Source organism: Chryseobacterium sp. NRRL B-14798 (assembly GCF_050470705.1).
In the GTDB taxonomy this organism is placed as follows: domain Bacteria; phylum Bacteroidota; class Bacteroidia; order Flavobacteriales; family Weeksellaceae; genus Chryseobacterium; species Chryseobacterium cupriresistens.
This window is the reverse complement of sequence record NZ_JBFLUL010000005.1, coordinates 967,561-983,869: the sequence shown is the minus strand read 5'-3', so window position 1 is coordinate 983,869 and position 16,309 is coordinate 967,561. Positions and strand designations below refer to the sequence as shown.

The 16,309-nt window shown below is 35.4% G+C and carries 21 protein-coding genes and 1 tRNA gene; 17 read left to right on the top strand and 5 right to left on the bottom strand.

Annotated elements, in window-relative coordinates; all coding sequences use genetic code 11:
* The first annotated feature begins 51 nt into the window (after positions 1-51).
* The gene (locus AB1278_RS04800) at positions 52-213 is read left to right on the top strand and encodes a bacteriocin-like protein (protein ID WP_157885796.1); all 162 of its coding nucleotides are present in this window, start codon (positions 52-54) and stop codon (positions 211-213) included.
* 56 nt (positions 214-269) lie between these two features.
* Here the strand turns inward: AB1278_RS04800 and AB1278_RS04795 are convergent, their stop codons facing one another.
* From AB1278_RS04795 to AB1278_RS04780, 4 genes are read right to left on the bottom strand one after another with little or no spacing between them, the layout of a single operon-like run.
* A complete protein-coding gene (locus AB1278_RS04795) occupies positions 270-479 on the bottom strand; it encodes a bacteriocin-like protein (RefSeq protein WP_110008066.1) in 210 nt (69 codons plus the stop codon).
* A gap of 24 nt (positions 480-503) precedes the next feature.
* Positions 504-701, bottom strand: a complete 198-nt coding sequence (locus tag AB1278_RS04790; protein ID WP_202841259.1) for a bacteriocin-like protein — start codon at positions 699-701, stop codon at positions 504-506.
* A 39-nt stretch (positions 702-740) separates the two neighbouring features.
* Positions 741-911 carry a bacteriocin-like protein gene (locus tag AB1278_RS04785; protein ID WP_157885797.1) on the bottom strand — a complete coding sequence of 57 codons (171 nt, stop codon included), beginning with the start codon at positions 909-911 and terminating at the stop codon, positions 741-743.
* 46 nt (positions 912-957) lie between these two features.
* Positions 958-1,152, bottom strand: coding sequence for a bacteriocin-like protein (locus tag AB1278_RS04780; RefSeq protein ID WP_110008068.1), 195 nt, complete (start codon positions 1,150-1,152; stop codon positions 958-960).
* Between the two features lie 335 nt (positions 1,153-1,487).
* Here AB1278_RS04780 and thrA point away from each other — a divergent pair, with 335 nt between their 5' ends.
* From thrA to AB1278_RS04730, 10 genes are all read left to right on the top strand, one after another.
* Complete coding sequence (thrA, locus tag AB1278_RS04775) at positions 1,488-3,935, top strand: bifunctional aspartate kinase/homoserine dehydrogenase I (protein ID WP_429812754.1); 2,448 nt, start codon at positions 1,488-1,490, stop codon at positions 3,933-3,935.
* Positions 3,936-3,945: 10 nt separating this feature from the next.
* The gene (locus AB1278_RS04770) at positions 3,946-4,872 is read left to right on the top strand and encodes a homoserine kinase (RefSeq protein WP_429812751.1); all 927 of its coding nucleotides are present in this window, start codon (positions 3,946-3,948) and stop codon (positions 4,870-4,872) included.
* A 15-nt stretch (positions 4,873-4,887) separates the two neighbouring features.
* Positions 4,888-6,192 carry a threonine synthase gene (gene thrC / locus AB1278_RS04765; protein ID WP_343641498.1) on the top strand — a complete coding sequence of 435 codons (1,305 nt, stop codon included), beginning with the start codon at positions 4,888-4,890 and terminating at the stop codon, positions 6,190-6,192.
* A 3-nt stretch (positions 6,193-6,195) separates the two neighbouring features.
* A complete protein-coding gene (gene folB, locus AB1278_RS04760) occupies positions 6,196-6,564 on the top strand; it encodes a dihydroneopterin aldolase (RefSeq protein ID WP_110008073.1) in 369 nt (122 codons plus the stop codon).
* A 34-nt stretch (positions 6,565-6,598) separates the two neighbouring features.
* Positions 6,599-7,963, top strand: coding sequence for a DUF4403 family protein (locus AB1278_RS04755; protein WP_411413472.1), 1,365 nt, complete (start codon positions 6,599-6,601; stop codon positions 7,961-7,963).
* Between the two features lie 42 nt (positions 7,964-8,005).
* Positions 8,006-8,515: an RDD family protein gene (locus AB1278_RS04750; protein WP_343641494.1), complete on the top strand. Its 510-nt coding sequence runs from the start codon at positions 8,006-8,008 to the stop codon at positions 8,513-8,515.
* Between the two features lie 58 nt (positions 8,516-8,573).
* Positions 8,574-8,644, top strand: a tRNA-Cys gene (locus AB1278_RS04745).
* 90 nt (positions 8,645-8,734) lie between these two features.
* Entirely contained in the window at positions 8,735-9,178 is a 444-nt protein-coding gene (locus tag AB1278_RS04740) for a CPBP family intramembrane glutamic endopeptidase (RefSeq protein WP_429812748.1), read from the top strand.
* Positions 9,179-9,725: 547 nt separating this feature from the next.
* Positions 9,726-9,953: a glutathione synthase gene (locus tag AB1278_RS04735; RefSeq protein WP_137905611.1), complete on the top strand. Its 228-nt coding sequence runs from the start codon at positions 9,726-9,728 to the stop codon at positions 9,951-9,953.
* A gap of 397 nt (positions 9,954-10,350) precedes the next feature.
* Positions 10,351-10,473 (top strand): hypothetical protein, encoded by a 123-nt coding sequence (locus AB1278_RS04730; protein WP_262510390.1) that lies wholly within the window; start codon positions 10,351-10,353, stop codon positions 10,471-10,473.
* Positions 10,474-10,606: 133 nt separating this feature from the next.
* Here the strand turns inward: AB1278_RS04730 and AB1278_RS04725 are convergent, their stop codons facing one another.
* Complete coding sequence (locus tag AB1278_RS04725) at positions 10,607-11,047, bottom strand: hypothetical protein (protein WP_110008077.1); 441 nt, start codon at positions 11,045-11,047, stop codon at positions 10,607-10,609.
* Positions 11,048-11,289: 242 nt separating this feature from the next.
* Here AB1278_RS04725 and AB1278_RS04720 point away from each other — a divergent pair, with 242 nt between their 5' ends.
* The 6 genes from AB1278_RS04720 (at position 11,290) to AB1278_RS04695 (ending at position 16,203) form a co-directional block, all read left to right on the top strand.
* Positions 11,290-11,838, top strand: a complete 549-nt coding sequence (locus AB1278_RS04720; protein WP_110008078.1) for a glycine zipper domain-containing protein — start codon at positions 11,290-11,292, stop codon at positions 11,836-11,838.
* Between the two features lie 55 nt (positions 11,839-11,893).
* Positions 11,894-13,528 carry an LIC_10190 family membrane protein gene (locus AB1278_RS04715; protein WP_429812745.1) on the top strand — a complete coding sequence of 545 codons (1,635 nt, stop codon included), beginning with the start codon at positions 11,894-11,896 and terminating at the stop codon, positions 13,526-13,528.
* Between the two features lie 50 nt (positions 13,529-13,578).
* Positions 13,579-14,649 carry a chorismate synthase gene (gene aroC / locus AB1278_RS04710; protein ID WP_202841276.1) on the top strand — a complete coding sequence of 357 codons (1,071 nt, stop codon included), beginning with the start codon at positions 13,579-13,581 and terminating at the stop codon, positions 14,647-14,649.
* A 17-nt stretch (positions 14,650-14,666) separates the two neighbouring features.
* Positions 14,667-15,230 (top strand): thioredoxin family protein, encoded by a 564-nt coding sequence (locus AB1278_RS04705; protein WP_062676249.1) that lies wholly within the window; start codon positions 14,667-14,669, stop codon positions 15,228-15,230.
* A gap of 9 nt (positions 15,231-15,239) precedes the next feature.
* Positions 15,240-15,779 (top strand): TlpA family protein disulfide reductase, encoded by a 540-nt coding sequence (locus AB1278_RS04700; RefSeq protein ID WP_429812742.1) that lies wholly within the window; start codon positions 15,240-15,242, stop codon positions 15,777-15,779.
* A gap of 82 nt (positions 15,780-15,861) precedes the next feature.
* Entirely contained in the window at positions 15,862-16,203 is a 342-nt protein-coding gene (locus AB1278_RS04695) for a YkvA family protein (RefSeq protein WP_110008082.1), read from the top strand.
* Positions 16,204-16,309 lie beyond the last annotated feature (106 nt).

Here is a 16,309-nt window from a genome sequence, read left to right as displayed (position 1 = left end):
TTTTTTTATCACGAATATTTATTATATTTAAAACTTAAACTAATAATAAATATGAAAAATCTAAAAAAATTAGACAGAAGAAGTCTTAAAAATGTAAACGGAGGAAGTAACATATGTAACTTAAACTGCGAAATACATGAAACCTGCGGAGCAGGATGCAATGGAGAATTGATCTGCGTACCCAGAGGAATGTATATTCCGGATAACTGTTAAAAAAATAAAGCACTGTAAAAACAGTGCTTTTTTATTGTTCTGAAACAGGTCTTGTGCTAAGAAACACCTCCGTCTACGCATTCCATACTTACCAGAACACACATCTTACAATAATCAGGCAGTCCCTGATAAGCAGAACATGGATACTGATATTCTGGACCATCTCCGAACGTAGCATTCTGAGGACACCCTGCACATCTGGACGGACCAGCTGCCCCATTTAATTTTTCAAGTTCTTTTCTGTTTAATTTCTTTAAATTTTTCATAGTTGTTTTAATTTTTAATACGTTTTAAGATTCTGAAATAAGACAACTTCCCGGAATTGACGGATCATAAGGGAAAAGATAAAGACAAACTTTACGCCCTTTAAGATCTGTGCATACTGCACACCCTTTTGGTCCGCAATCGAGGTCAACTGCACAGCTGTCTCCTGTACCTCCGATAATAGATCTTAAGCTTTCTCTGTTTAATTTTTTTGAATTTTTCATAGTATTTTAATTTTTAAATTGAGTTTAGTCTATTCAATACTAAAGCATTGGTGCATAGCAGGTTCCTCCCGGCTTCAGCCAGCATCCCCAATTCCCGCCTCCGCGGAAACAAACAAACTGCTCGCCTCCACAGGCTTCAATCTGAATATCAGTGAAACCACCTTTGATGTTCTTCTTGTCTTCTCTTGATAATTTTTTAATTGTTTTCATATGGTAATAATTTTGGTATTCTGTAACAATAAATTGATCATTTGAATCAGTAAGGTCCGAAGCATTCAAAGCTTACCAGAACTCTTCCTTTACAGCATTCCGGTAAAGCATGATAATCGGCACATGACCTTGGCTCGCCTGGTCCGTATGGGCCGGCAGGACAATTCTCAAAACAGTTATTCACATTTCCTCCACTGATTGACTTCAGATTCAAACGGTTTAATTTCTTTAAATTTTTCATAGTTATTTCGTTATTAGTTAATATCATAAATGTAACATTTTTAATCAATTACACCAAAATATATCTCATAAAAAGGAAATATATTTTATTATGTTAAAAACTTGTCTGTTTCAAAATAATTTGTACATTTGTTCCGTTACAATGAATTTTTTAAGAAACATATCTGATATTTCTGCTCTGAAGTCACTTATTTCAGGCGTATCTTCTGTTTCTACATTTGGCACTACAACAATTACCCCATAACGGGGTAGATTTTCACATATTATTCCCGGTACCCGTACTCTTTTTTTCAAAGAGTAACCACTTCTTTTTATCCAACTTCAAAAAAATAATTGATGAAAGTTTTAAAATTCGGCGGAACATCAGTCGCCCATTCTCAGAATATCTTACTGATGGAAAAAATCGTAAAAAGAGAATCTTTAAAAAGTAAAGTTGTTGTTATTGTATCAGCTCTTCACGGAGTTACAGATCAATTGATCAAAGCAGCAGAACAGGCTTCTGTAAAAGATGAAAATTACAGTCAGGCCGTTCAGAACCTTGAAGAAAAACATATCAGTCTGGTGAAAGAACTTTTCCCAATCACAGAACAAAGCTCATGGCTGAGTTTTGTAAAAAAACATTTCAACGATATCGAAGATCTCTGCAATGGAATTGCTGTTCTTGGTGAATTGACAGATAGAATTAAAGATAAAATTGCTTCTTACGGAGAATTCCTTTCCTCAAAAATTATAGCTGCAAGATTACAACATGAAGGATTAGACTGCGTCTGGATGAACTCTGCAGAACTGATCAGAACAGACAGTAATTTTACCCATGCAAAAGTAGATTTTAAATCCACCGATCATAATATTGCCCGTTTTCTGAATGAAAATCAGAACCCCATTATCGTAGGACCAGGTTTTATAGCGAAGGACGAGAAAAATAACGCCACCACATTAGGGAGAGGCGGATCAGATTACACCGCATCTATTATTGCAGCGGCTATTGATGCAGAAGAACTCCAGATCTGGACCGATGTAAGCGGAATGATGACTGCTGATCCCCGTCTGGTCTCCAATGCTAAACCTATTTCAGAAATATCTTATCATGAAGCGATGGAACTGTCACATTTTGGGGCTAAAGTGCTCTACCCGCCTTCCATTCAGCCTGTCATGGTAAAAAATATAAACCTGCTTATCAAAAATACTTTTGATCCCGATGCAGAGGGAACTCTGATTTCTCATCAACTACAATCTTCAGAAGATGAAAAACAGATTGCAGTAGGAATCTCCAATATGAACAGTATTGCCCTGCTTACACTGGAAGGCAGCGGAATGGTAGGAATACCCGGAATTTCAGCTAAATTATTTCAGTGTTTAAGCCATGAAAAGATCAATGTAATCCTTATAACACAAGGTTCTTCAGAGCATTCCATCACTATTGCGATTGAAGAAAAAGAAGCTTTATGTGCCGAGCATGCAATCAACTCTTCTTTTGCGGATGATATTAATCTGAAAAGAGTGTACGCGGTGAAAATTGAGACCGGACTTTCTATTGTAGCTCTGGTTGGAGAAAGTATGAAAAGCAGAAGCGGTGTAAGTGCAAAAATGTTCGGATGTCTGGGAAATAACGGAGTTAATATTAGAGCCATAGCACAAGGGTCTTCGGAAAGAAATATCAGTATTGTGATTTCAGAAAAAGACAGTAAAAAAGCGGTAAATGTACTTCACGAAGATTTTTTCGAATCTGAAATAAAACAAATTCATCTTTACATCTGTGGAACAGGAAATGTAGGTTCAAAACTGATCCAGCAGATTTATGACCAAAATGATTATCTAAAAGAAAACTTTCTGATCAACCTGAGAATTGCAGGAATCTCCAACAGCCGGCATATGATGTTTTCAGATCAGGGAATATCACAGGAAAATTATTTTAACTGGAATCAGCAGGGTGAAAAAGCCTCTGCCAGGGAATTTGCTGATGAAATTATCCACAGAAACCTTAGAAATTCTGTTTTCGTTGATGTAACTGCAAGTCCTGAGGTTCCTGAAGTGTATGAAAGCTTATTAAAAAGAAGTGTGGATATTGTTGCCTGTAATAAAATTGCAGCTTCTTCTGATTTTAAAAAGTATAAAACCTTAAAAAATACCGCCAGAAACCACAACTGCAGTTTTTATTTTGAAACCAATGTAGGGGCAGGGCTTCCGGTAATAGGAACTATCAACGACCTCATTAAAAGCGGAGACCAGATTCAATCCATTAAAGCTGTACTGAGTGGAACATTGAATTTTGTATTTAATGAGTATGACGGAAACAGGACTTTTTCCGAAGTGGTAGCCCAGGCTCAGAAGGAAGGATACACAGAGCCGGATCCAAGGCTTGATCTTTCGGGAACAGATGTAGCAAGAAAAATTTTAATTCTGGCCAGAGAGGCAGGATATCTGCTTCAGTTTGAAGACATTGAAAATATAGGTTTTCTGCCTGAAGAATGCATGGAAGGAAGCGTTGAAAACTTTTATGAGAAACTCACAGTATATGAAGACCATTTTAAAAACTTATTAAACAATGCTAAAGACGAAGGCAAAATATTAAAATACGTAGCAGAATTTGAAGACGGAAAAGCCAGAGTAGGTTTACAGCATATTGCTCCGGACAGCGATCTGTTTCATCTGTATGGCAAAGACAATATTGTCATTTTTAAAACGCTGAGATATTCCGAACAGCCTTTGGTGGTAAAAGGAGCCGGTGCCGGAGCGGATGTAACAGCGAGTGGAGTTTTTGCAGATATTATCCGTTCTATTTAAAAATACAAATATGAAAAAAGTAAAATTAAAAGTACCTGCCACTGTTGCCAACCTGGTTTGCGGATTCGATATTTTAGGAATGGCAGTTCATGATCCTTATGATGAAATGGAATTCAGATTATTGGAAACTCCTGATATTATTATACAACATACAGACTCTTTCGGGCTGCCTGAAGAACCGTCCAAAAATGTTGCAGGCATCGTCTTGTTGAAAATTCAGGAACATTTTAATCTGAAAAATGGTTTTGAAGTGATTATTCATAAACATATAAAGCCTGGAAGCGGGCTCGGCTCCAGTGCGGCAAGTGCCGCCGGAGCCGCCTTCGGAGCCAATATATTATTAGGAAACAAATTGTCAAAAGAAGAAATGGTTCATTTTGCCATGTTTGGAGAAGAACTGGCTTCGGGAGTACGCCATGCAGACAATATCGCGCCATGCATCTATGGTGGGATTACACTGGTAAAATCTACTGATCCGATTGATATTATTCCGCTGAACAGCCCGGATTTGTTTGTAACAGCAGTACATCCGCAGGTAGAAGTTAAAACTTCGGATGCCAGACAGATTTTAAAGAAAAACATCAGTTTGAAAAGCGCTGTGGAGCAATGGGGAAATATCGCAGGGCTGGTAGCTGGAATTGAGAAAAATGATTTCCCGTTAATTGGAAGAAGTCTTAACGACGTCATCATAGAACCTGTCCGCAGTATCCTGATTCCGAAGTTTGACGAAATCAAAAAAAAAAGCTTACAGATAGGATCTTTGGGAGGAGGAATTTCCGGATCAGGACCTTCCATTTTCATGCTGTCAGAACAAAAAGAAACGGCAGAAAAAATTGCTCAGATGATGAAATCAGTCTATGATGAAATTGATATAAAAAGTTTTGTATACGTCTCAAAAATAAATCCGGCAGGAATTAAGATTGTTGAAGAAAATTAACCTTAAAAAACAGAAATGAAATATTATAATTTAAAAGACCATCTGGAAAAAATTGATTTCAGAGAAGCAACAATAAAAGGTCAGGGAAAAGAAAAAGGATTATTTTTTCCGGAAAACATTCCGCAATTTGATCAGGAATTTATTCAAAATCTTCATCAGTATTCCAATGAAGAAATTGCGTACCAGTGTATGAAAGATTTTGTGGGTGATGAAATTCCTTCTGAAATCTTAAAGGAAATTGTTACTGAAACAGTCAGTTTTGATATCCCTTTGGTTAAGATCAATGAACAAATCTCTATATTGGAATTATTTCATGGTCCCACCCTGGCTTTTAAAGATATCGGAGCCAGATTCATGAGCCGCTGCCTTTCCTACTTTTTGAAAGACCGGAATAAAAAAGTCACTGTTCTGGTGGCAACTTCTGGAGATACGGGAGGCGCTGTAGCCCATGGATTTTATAAAGTACCGCAAATTAATGTAGTCATTCTGTATCCTAAAAACAGAGTCAGTCCGGTTCAGGAAAAACAATTGACCGCATTAGGCGAAAATATTTCAGCGCTGGAAGTCAACGGAAGTTTTGATGATTGTCAGAATCTTGTTAAACAGGCTTTTTCAGATGAAGAAATCAATAGTCAGTTATTTTTGACCTCTGCCAATTCTATCAACGTTGCAAGATGGCTTCCTCAGCAGATTTATTATTTAATCGCTTTAAAACAATGGATACAGGAGCATAAGGAACAACCTGTAATCTGTGTACCCAGCGGAAATTTCGGAAATATCTGTGCCGGGCTTCTGGCTCATGTCAGAGGTTTGCCTGTCAGCCATTTTATTGCCGCCTGTAATGCCAACCAGGTAGTTCCTGATTATTTTAAAACTCAGAATTACCAGCCACAAAAAGCCATTACCACTCTATCCAATGCTATGGATGTGGGAAACCCAAGTAATTTTGTACGAATTCTGGAGCTTTTTGGGAATCAGTTTGAATTGGTAAAAAATAAAATTTCAGCTTATTCCATTGATGATGAGCAAACGATGAATACTATCTCGGAAGTTTATGAGAAATACGGATATGTTCTGGAGCCTCACAGCGCTGTTGCATTGGCCGCAATGGAACAATATCTGCAAGAAAATCCTGAACAGAAAGGATTTATTCTGGGGACTGCACATCCTGTAAAATTCCCTGATGCGGTGGAAAAAGCCATTCATACGCAGATTGAAATTCCTGAACCTTTGAAAGAACTTATGGAAAAGGATAAAAAAACTGTAGAAATAAATTCAGATTTTGAAGAATTAAGACGATTTTTGCTTCATAAAATCTAAGCAATGAGCAAAATATATCTTGAAGATGTAAGAATATATGCCTACCACGGTGTACTTCCCGAAGAAAATATCATCGGTACCTATTATATTCTGAACGTAGAACTTCATACCGATCTGTGGAAAGCTGCAGAATCTGATGATTTGCATGACACAATAAGCTATGCAGACATCAATGATATTCTTCATGGTGAGATGAAAATAAAATCCAGATTACTGGAACATGTTGCCGGGAGAATGATTACAAAAATTCACAACAGCTTTCCACAGATTGATTATATTAAATTAAAAATCACCAAAACAGCTCCTCCAATGCAGGGAGAAATGAAAGGCGCCAGCATTGAGCTTGAAAAAAGCTTTAAGCCGGAAAATTAAAATTCATATTTTCGTTGATAAAAAAACATTCAAATTGAAATTCGTTACAATATTATTTTTAGCAGCAGGAATCAGCGTTTTTGGCCAGACCACCGTTGATAATCAGCTGGCAGCCTATAACTTTCCGAAGATAAAATCCAGTATTACAATGCCTGTGACCATTCCTCTTTCGGAACTTAGCAATATGATCAATGCTTCTGTGAAAGATCTCGTTTATCAGGATGATTCTTATACAGACAATAATAATGACCAGTTCAAGGTAAAAGTTTGGAAAACAAGACCTATCCGCCTTGTAGGTGGAACCAGTCAGAACCTGCTGATTGAAGTTCCTTTAAAAATATGGGCAGAAAAAGGAATTGGTACATTGGGAGTTTATACCTATCAGAATACAACCTTCGAAACGGTAATGTCTTTCAATACCACCGTTACTTTTAAAAATAACTGGACCATCACAACGAACACCCGTCCGAACGGTTTCAGATGGGTTACAAAACCTGTTCTGGATTATGGAAGAATACAGATTCCTATTACCTCCTTTGTTGAAAAAAGCTTAAAAGAACAACAGGAAAAATTTTGTAAAACAATTGATCAGCAAATGGCTGCACAGTTGAATTTCCAGCAATATGCCTTAATGGCCTGGAATACTTTTCTGCAGCCCTTCAATATTTCTGAGGAATATAATACCTGGCTGAAAGTAAGTCCGGTGGGAGTTAATATCACTCCTTTGAAGTTCTATGGAAATCAGATCAACGCTACTCTTGGTGTTGATATCTTTTCGGAAACTTTCACAGGAAATAAACCTGCAGCTTCTTCACCGGTGACCAGCGTTGCCAATTTTAATACAACACCGGCAGTTGCAGATCGATTTATTTTGCAGACCACTGCTAATATTCCTTTTACTGAGGCAAGTAGTATGGCAAGAAAAACTTTCCTGAATAAGGAGTTTGATGTGCGTGATTCTAAAGTAAAAGTAACCGACATCAGAGTGTACGGTGTTGATGACAGAGTCGTTATTGAAGCGCAGACTGATGGTTATATAAAAGGGACTTCCATTATTTCAGGGGTTCCAGTATATGACGAAACGAAAAGGAAAATTGTTTTGTCACAAACCAAATTCAAGCTGAAAACGACCAATATTCTGCAGAAAACGGCTTCCCTTCTGTTCCAGGGAAAAATTGTAAAAATGATTGAGGAAGAATATGGTATCCCCACTCAGGAGCTGGAGGAAACTTCAAGGAAAAGTATTGAAGAAGCTTTTAATAAAGAGTATTATAAAGGATTAAAAATGAACGGAAGAGTTTTCAATCTTAAGCCCAGTAAAATTCTACTTAGCAGTACAGGAATTACCGCCGTTATTGATACAAATGCTTCGTTAAAATTGATTGTGAACGGATTCTAAAATTTTAAACTCAAAAACTAAACCAAAAACTAACAACCGACCATGAGAAAATATTTACTAGTTGTAGATCGAAACAAAGCTGAAAAGCTGACCAGATTTGCTAATTTTTTTATTGACAGACTTGTCATCTCAGTTTTTTTTCTTGCTTTGGGCTTTACTGCTTCCTTACTGTATAACCTAGCCAATATTGACTTTCTGATCAAGATTATTTATAAGATGTCAGAAATCAATAGGTTTCTTGATATACTGATAACCTCTCTTATCTACTTTATGTACACTTTTCTGATAGAATATTTTACCAAAGGAAGATCGATCGGCAAGTATATTACCGGAACAAAAGTCATTTGTATTGATGGAACAGAACCTACTTTCAATGATTATTTGGTTCGCAATATTTCGAGAATTGTTCCTTTTGATACATTTTCCTTCTTAGGTGAAAATGGCTGGCATGATAAATGGAGTGAAACAAGAGTAATAAACATCAAAAATTATCAGGCTGAAATTCAAGCAAAAAGCGAAATTGAGGATCTTGGAAAGAAAGAAATTGCTTAAAAACTTTTGTTCATAAAGAAATTTTACTATATTTGCACACCTCAAAAATGGTAAAAATGGTACTTTGGCCGAGCGGCTAGGCAGTGGTCTGCAACACCATCTACAGCGGTTCGAATCCGCTAGGTACCTCAGAAAAAACCTCTAAGTTATTTAGAGGTTTTTTTGTTTTTATATTTTTACGTTTTTCGAATTCCATTCTTTCTTCTCAACAATATTATTATGAAAAAGTTGATGATCTTCTTTCTGATCTCATTTGTCCTAGCAGTTTTAAACGGATATTTCTTTAATTATATTAATGATACCTATTTACATTTTGATGTCGATTACAATAAGTCTCAAAATATCTCAAAAAATGAATTAAACTTTATTGCCGTATTCGTTGCCCCTTTTATTGAAACTTTTATATTTCAGTATCTCCCCTACCTGATTTTAAGCAAATGGATAAGGCTCAATAATAAAGCATTTTGCATTATCATTATGAGTATTATTTTCGCATCAATGCATTATTATAACTGGTTCTATATTACTATGACATTTTTTGGCGGAATTATTTTAAATAACTTTTATATTTATTATCACAAGCAGATTCCTCACTACAGTTTTATTCTAACAGTACTCTTCCACATGTTGTTCAATCTTTATGGGTTTTTGTTTATCATGTAACTTTCCTTTATTAAAAAAAACAAGCTCTTCCTGATCAAAGAAGAGCTTGGTAAATAATGCAAAAAGTAATGATGGATAAAAAATTATCTTTTTCAAAGATAAAGGGATAAATCAACCTGGGTTTATGAGCAGCGTCATATCATATCAAAAAAAAATCCCCGGAAATTCCGAGGATAAAAACTAATAACCATGAAAACTCAAATTAAACATGAGTTACATTTCTATATTGAAAAATCGTGCCAAGAATAACAATTTTGAGAAAAAAAGTTAATTTCTTACTACAGCACCATTTTAACCAATTCAGCATTTTAAACCGATTTTACTGATACTTTAAAAACCACTTCATAATTACTTCTAATAATTTCAGATAAATATAACGGTCCGGCAAAAGTATTAAAAAAAAAATAATTTACATTTTAATAAAATAAAATTTACATTCATGACATAAAAAAAATTAAAATAACTTAATCGGCCATAAAAATATTTTTTGTCACAAATTGGCATACTTTATTCTTTATATAAACCAACCCAGTAAAATTTAAATGTCATGTCACAAAAAAATTTTAATAAAGAAGATTTCACAAAAATCAAAGATGGGGAATATCAGTTGGAGTATACAATAAGTGAAATAGGTGAAGGGGCAGATCTTATCGTGGAAAGAATGACAGAAAATGGAAACTATGAAATGATTCAGCCTCAGTTACGAAAATCAAATGACAAAATATCAATCATTTGGGACAGTCCGTTCGACGGTAGAATTCTATTTGATGTATAAGGGCAATTCAGACATGTTCATCATATAGAAAAAGCCCCCAGAAATGGAGGCCTCAAAAAACACAAATGATGAAAAAAAATTTTATATCAGAGATAAAAATTATTTTATCTATTAATTCTTAGTCAAAGATATACCACTCTTTTTTTTTATTTTATGATTATACTCATAAAATTTTTAATTCTTTTAAGTAGGGATTTTTCCGAGCCTTTCAAATATTTCTCAAAAAGAGACAATAATTAAAATCTGTAATACTCTGTTTTCTTATAACTGGGAGAACAGCATTTCTTTAGATGAAAATGCATCATAAAAATATCATGTTTTGCACAATTATCATATTCGCTAAGTCATATAAAGCATAAAAAGAAACGGCCTCCGCAAGGAGGCCTAAAAAACACAAATGATGAAAAAAATCTATTTAGAAAAATCCAAACAGAATATTGTGGAATCATTCAAAAATGGTCATTATATTGTTACATTTTCTAAGCAGAAAACACTATACAATACTGGAACAGAAGAATGAATACTTTCTATAAGAATCAAACTGCATCTGAAGATCAATTAAACACCAAAACAGGGTGAAATTATTTAGTAAACTAAAAGATCTTCATCTGTGGAACGGGTAAATTTAGTTAAATATTTATTTGCTCACAAGACTATTCCTCCCAAATGATTGGAATATACACTGTAACATATCCATCAGCATCTACATGGGCATCAGAAACCGTTGCAACGACAGTTCCATAACCTACCCAGCCTCCCTGGCCCTGCGTAGCAGAAAAATTATAGGTTCCTGCAGGAAGGCCATCATAATATTGTGGAACAGATTGAAATCCGCCACCGTAATAGGTATCATACACTTCTCCTGTAGCTATATTCTCAGCAAGAAAACTTCCTACATCATAATTTCCAGAAAGAATTTTGGTTCCGTTTTTTGAGAGAAGACCGTACCGGATCTTATAGGTCTGAGTTTTTGGCGTTTCACCGGTTATTCCTGAACTACCTTTATAGGGCTGGGCTATTTCTCTGGAGGAAAACGATGTGGCAACAGTAAGCAATGTAATCACTGCTGATACTGTAAAGATTGATTTTTTCATATTAAAACGAATTTGGTATTCAAAAATACTCAACTTATATGAATTTAATAAAAACTATTAATGAAATAAAATTTACAAATATTCCTGAAACCCTGCATTAACAATATAAAATTCATCATTATTCAAAATCATTTTCCTTTTAACTATTAATTTTAACACTCGTTAACTAAAATTTGGCTCTATAATTGAAAATACAACTAAAATTAAAAGTCAATTGACTTTATTGTATTAAAATTTGAATTATGAGAAAGATAGTATTAGCAGGTTTTTTATCCGTCTTTTTAATGACGGCCTGCAAGAAAGATGACCGTGTTGCAGAAAAGTCGCTGGAAGCACAGAAACTTGAGTTTCAGGCCAGACAACTTGAAATAGAAAAACAAAAACTGGCTATTGAAAAAGAAAAAATGGTGTACGAAGCCCAGAAAAAAGCAGACAGTATATCAGAAAGCAAAAAATCAAGAGCTGCTGCTGAAAATAATTCAAAACCACAGGTGATCAGAGAAACACGAACAGTATATAGAGACAGAAGCTCAAACTCTGGTTCAGGCAGCAACGGAAGCTATGCAGATAACGGAAGTGGTACTTCACAGGGAACCACACAGAAAAAAGGATGGAGTAAGGCTGCCAAAGGAACTGTTATTGGTACCGTAGGTGGAGCAGCTGTCGGAGCGATAGTGGCTAAGAAAAACAGAGGCCTTGGTGCTGTCATAGGTGGTGTTGTAGGAGGTGCTACAGGATATACTATTGGTAGATCACAGGATAGAAAAGACGGACGAGTACAACCACGTTAATAAATATTTTAATGATAAAATACAAAGATTGCTTACTTTTAAGCAATCTTTTTTTATGATACTGATTCTGTTTTCATCCATTTTCATGATTCCTGTCCTGATGGGCTGGGGAAAGATCATGGAAAATATATGGGGAGTTCTGTTTCAGGGAATTTCAGGGAAAATTTTATCCGGAATCCTGGGATTAAGTCTGATATGGACAGTTATCTCATTTTTCACTCCCTTGAATATCAATATAGAAATACCTTCCATATTCTCAGGGTTATTCTTTTTCTTTAAAAACAAACTTTATCAGAATTTCTATAAGCTTACAAAAAAAGATTTTAAAGTATTAAGTGTAAGTTCTCTGGTTATTATATTCGCAGGTTCTTTTTATCCTTATATATTGGATCATTTCGGATATTATATTCCTACGTTGAAATGGCTCACAGAATATGGTCTGGTAAAGGGAATTTCTAATGTAGATCTCACCTTAGGGCAAATGTCTGTCTGGCATACCTTTCAGGCTGGGTTCTCTAATTTCTCTGACCCTTTCTTAAGAATCAATACGGTGCTGCTTATCATCTACAGTATTTATAGTATTGAAAAGAAAAACTGGATACATCTATGTTTCCTACCGGTATTACTGCTGTTTTCACAGTCTCCAAGCCCTGATCTTCCTGTTATTATTTTTTCATTGATTATTTTAAATGAGATCATGACAGGGAACAGAAATTCCACTTTCCTTTTTACATTTTCAGTATTTGTTTTTGCCATAAAACCAACCATGATATGGCTGCCTGTATTGACATTCCTAAGTTCAGTTTTTATTTTTAAAACCCATTTCAGATCCTTCTTTTCAGGAATAATCATTTTACTGCTTTTCTTCATTAAAAATATCTGGACATTTGGATACCCCGTTTTTCCGATAGCAATAGGCGATATAGGAGTAGCCTGGAAGCCTGATCCGGAGGTTTTAAAAATCTCCTCACAATTTGCCATTATGAAAACGTATGATATGCAGTACACGTATGAGGAAATCCAGAAATTTTCAACTGCAGATTATATCAGAAACTGGTTTTCTCTGGAAGGAATCAAATCCAAAATCAACATTCTTTTTGTTTTGAGCTTAGTCATTTTCACTGTCTTTACCTTAGTAAAAAAGAAAAAGCTCACCACCCTGATCTGTCTTTCATTATTGATAAAGAGTATATTAGTTCTTGCTTTTTCAGCCCAGTACAGATTTTTCACAGATGTCTTTTTCGTGATATTCTTTGTTATTTTCCATGAATATTTTGATCAGAAAAAAGCTGTTATTGTTTTCTCAATTTTAAGCGTATTTTTTATTTCCATTTTATCTTTCCCGGAATTTATCCAGAGATATCTTCCAAGTTTCAGAGCCGGAAACTTCATGAGAGGATTTGAAAAAGAACAGATATACAAGCCTGCAACGTATGAATATCAGCAGTTTCATACATTTAAGGTAGGAAATTTTAAATTTAATATGGTTCACCATTATCCTTATAGTTTTGACACACCGCTTCCGGCCATCACTCCGGCTTATTTTTTCGATAACGTGAAGGCGGGTATTTTTCCACAGCTCTCGGATAAAAATGATATCAAAAAAGGATTTATCTGGAAAAAGATGACCTCAGAAGAAAAAGAGGAAGTCCAAAAGGTTATCAATACTATCAAAAACAATGATAAATAGAACAAATCCAGAAACTTTATTATCTGAAGAAAAAAAGGTAATTTTGTATCATGTTCAACACATTAGGTAATCTTCTTAGTCTTACAACATTTGGAGAAAGTCACGGAGTGGCTTATGGCGGTATCATTAATAATTTTCCGGCAGGTTTAACGGTAGATCTCGATAAAGTTCAGTATGAACTGAACCGAAGAAAACCTGGCCAGTCGGCAATCGTTACACAAAGAAAGGAAAGCGACACGGTAAAGTTTCTTTCAGGAATCTTTGATGGCAAAACAACAGGTACGCCCATCGGTTTTATCATTGAAAACGAAAATCAGAAATCGAAAGATTATGATCACATTGCTGGCGCATATCGTCCAAGCCATGCTGATTTTACTTATGACCAGAAATTTGGTTTCAGGGATCATCGTGGTGGCGGAAAATCTTCTGCAAGAGAAACAATGAATTGGGTAGTGGCAGGAGCCCTTGCCAAACAACTTTTACCCAACATTGAGATCAATGCTTACGTTTCTTCCGTAGGTGATATTTTCTGTGAAAAGCCTTATCAGGCTTTAGACTTCTCCCAAACAGAGAGCAATGATGTTCGTTGTCCGGATACTGAGACGGCAGAAAAGATGATTGCAAAAATCAAGGAGATCAAAAAAGAAGGAAACACAATCGGAGGAACCATCACCTGTGTGATTAAAAATGTTCCTGTAGGAATAGGTGAACCTATATTTTCAAAGCTTCAGGCTGAACTGGCAAAAGCAATGCTGAACATCAATGCCTGCAAAGGATTTGAATATGGAAGTGGTTTCTGTGGTGCTAAAATGACAGGAAAAGAACATAATGATGCCTTCAATACGGATTTCACCACAAAGTCTAACCTTTCCGGAGGTATTCAGGGTGGAATTTCCAACGGAATGGATATCTATTTCCGTGTGGCTTTCAAACCTGTAGCTACTATTCTGAGACCTCAGGACAGTATTGATAAAGACGGAAATCCAGTCATTGTAGAAGGAAAAGGACGTCACGATCCTTGTGTAGTTCCAAGAGCAGTTCCTGTAGTGGAAAGTCTTGCGGCATTTGTACTGGCAGACCTGTTTTTGATTAACAAAACAAGAAACATCAATAATTTTTAACATAAATATTTTTGGTAATGAAAAATTACTGGGATAAAGGAATTTCGTTTGAAGAATATCTTCAGATTGCAAAAGAAAGATTAGAAAATCCTGCCAACCAACAGGAGGCTGACTATAAACAATATTACGAGCTGGGTCTTCAGAGAATGGACAGAACGGTAAAAAAGTACGTTCCGGATGAAGATCAGCTGAAAGAACTGGCTGCCAAAAACTTTGACGGAAAGATTTTAATCATTTCTGAAGCATGGTGCGGAGATGCTAGTGCAACAGTACCTGCTCTTTTCAGATTTTTTGAAGGACACAATGAAGTAAGAGTTTTCCTGAGAGACAGTGATAAAAGTTTAATCAACCAATTTTTAACGAACGGTACAGAATCCATTCCGAAAGTACTTATCCTTGACAAAGACCTGAATGTGAAAAATTCATGGGGTCCACGTCCTAAATATGGTTATGAACTTCTGATGAAATATAAAGCCGATCCTGAAGCCTATCCAAAAGATACTTTCTATAATGATCTGCAGATTTATTATGCCAAAAACAGAGGAAAAGATGCTGTTCAGGAAATTTTGGACCTTCTATAAACAATAGATATGAAAAAAAGTATCATTTATATTGTAATCATAGCAATCATTGGCGTTGTTGCATTTGTACCGGGAATAAAAAATTTCCTTAAGGATACTTTTTTTCCGGTAGCCACTATTGAAAATGCTGTTCACATCAGTGAAGAGGATTATGATATAGAACTTAAAGGCATTAATGCACCAAGCACCAATCTTAAGAATTTTAAAGATAAAGGGGTTTTTCTGAACTTCTGGGGAACATGGTGCCCGCCTTGCAGAAAAGAATGGCCTTCTATTCAGAAACTTTACGATACAAGAAAAGATCATGTTGATTTTGTTTTAATTGCCATGAATGATAAAGAAGAGGATGTAAGGAAATTTTTGAAAGAAAACAACTATACTGTTCCGGTATATATTGCTCAAAGTCCTATTTCTGAGAAAATTCTTCCAAAGGTATTTCCTACCACTTTTCTGCTGGATAAAAACGGAAGAATCCTTATTAAAGAGGATGCTACAAAAGACTGGAACACAGAGACTGTGCATCAGTTCATTGACAATATTATCAAATAATATTTTAACTAAATTTTATAATTTGTTGGTACAGGATTTGCGAATTTTATAGCGTTGAAAAATTTATTAATCCAAACACAAAATGAAATATTCAAAATTAAATCTTGCAAAAGAAGCCATCAATCATAAGGGCTTTATCAAAAAGATCCCTGATATTTTCAGAATGGTCAAAATGTGGAGAAAAGGAATTTATCCAATGAAATCCATAGACATTATTCTTCCTTTACTTGGAATTTTATATGTACTCTCTCCTATTGATCTGCTTCCTGAATTTGTAATACCGGTTCTTGGAGTCATGGATGACCTGGCAGTATTGTCGCTTACCATTCCTAAACTCATCAAAGAGGTTGACAAATTTTTGTTATGGGAAGCCCAGCAGAAATATAGCGGTACCCAAGTCATTGATGCTGAAATCGTAAAATAATAGTTTATTATATTTTTAACACCATCCCGGCCAATCCGGGATGGTTTTTTATTGACAAATGGGCGATAAATTTTTAAGCCTTATTTCAATTCCTTAAATTTGCAAT

Bases quoted from the DNA above. Each gene is read 5' to 3' on its own strand.
- AB1278_RS04795 (WP_110008066.1), bottom strand. From the start codon at position 479: ATGAAAAATTTAAAGAAATTAAACAGAAAAGAACTTGAAAAATTAAAT.
- AB1278_RS04780 (WP_110008068.1), bottom strand. From the start codon at position 1,152: ATGAAAAATTTAAAGAAATTAAACCGTTTGAATCTGAAGTCAATCAGT.
- AB1278_RS04720 (WP_110008078.1), top strand. From the start codon at position 11,290: ATGAGAAAGATAGTATTAGCAGGTTTTTTATCCGTCTTTTTAATGACG.
- aroC (WP_202841276.1), top strand. From the start codon at position 13,579: ATGTTCAACACATTAGGTAATCTTCTTAGTCTTACAACATTTGGAGAA.
- AB1278_RS04740 (WP_429812748.1), top strand. From the start codon at position 8,735: ATGAAAAAGTTGATGATCTTCTTTCTGATCTCATTTGTCCTAGCAGTT.
- AB1278_RS04695 (WP_110008082.1), top strand. From the start codon at position 15,862: ATGAAATATTCAAAATTAAATCTTGCAAAAGAAGCCATCAATCATAAG.
- AB1278_RS04785 (WP_157885797.1), bottom strand. From the start codon at position 911: ATGAAAACAATTAAAAAATTATCAAGAGAAGACAAGAAGAACATCAAA.
- AB1278_RS04700 (WP_429812742.1), top strand. From the start codon at position 15,240: ATGAAAAAAAGTATCATTTATATTGTAATCATAGCAATCATTGGCGTT.
- AB1278_RS04735 (WP_137905611.1), top strand. From the start codon at position 9,726: ATGTCACAAAAAAATTTTAATAAAGAAGATTTCACAAAAATCAAAGAT.
- AB1278_RS04770 (WP_429812751.1), top strand. From the start codon at position 3,946: ATGAAAAAAGTAAAATTAAAAGTACCTGCCACTGTTGCCAACCTGGTT.
- folB (WP_110008073.1), top strand. From the start codon at position 6,196: ATGAGCAAAATATATCTTGAAGATGTAAGAATATATGCCTACCACGGT.
- AB1278_RS04705 (WP_062676249.1), top strand. From the start codon at position 14,667: ATGAAAAATTACTGGGATAAAGGAATTTCGTTTGAAGAATATCTTCAG.
- AB1278_RS04750 (WP_343641494.1), top strand. From the start codon at position 8,006: ATGAGAAAATATTTACTAGTTGTAGATCGAAACAAAGCTGAAAAGCTG.
- AB1278_RS04715 (WP_429812745.1), top strand. From the start codon at position 11,894: ATGATACTGATTCTGTTTTCATCCATTTTCATGATTCCTGTCCTGATG.
- AB1278_RS04730 (WP_262510390.1), top strand. From the start codon at position 10,351: ATGATGAAAAAAATCTATTTAGAAAAATCCAAACAGAATATTGTGGAA.
- AB1278_RS04800 (WP_157885796.1), top strand. From the start codon at position 52: ATGAAAAATCTAAAAAAATTAGACAGAAGAAGTCTTAAAAATGTAAAC.
- thrC (WP_343641498.1), top strand. From the start codon at position 4,888: ATGAAATATTATAATTTAAAAGACCATCTGGAAAAAATTGATTTCAGA.
- AB1278_RS04790 (WP_202841259.1), bottom strand. From the start codon at position 701: ATGAAAAATTCAAAAAAATTAAACAGAGAAAGCTTAAGATCTATTATC.
- AB1278_RS04725 (WP_110008077.1), bottom strand. From the start codon at position 11,047: ATGAAAAAATCAATCTTTACAGTATCAGCAGTGATTACATTGCTTACT.
- thrA (WP_429812754.1), top strand. From the start codon at position 1,488: ATGAAAGTTTTAAAATTCGGCGGAACATCAGTCGCCCATTCTCAGAAT.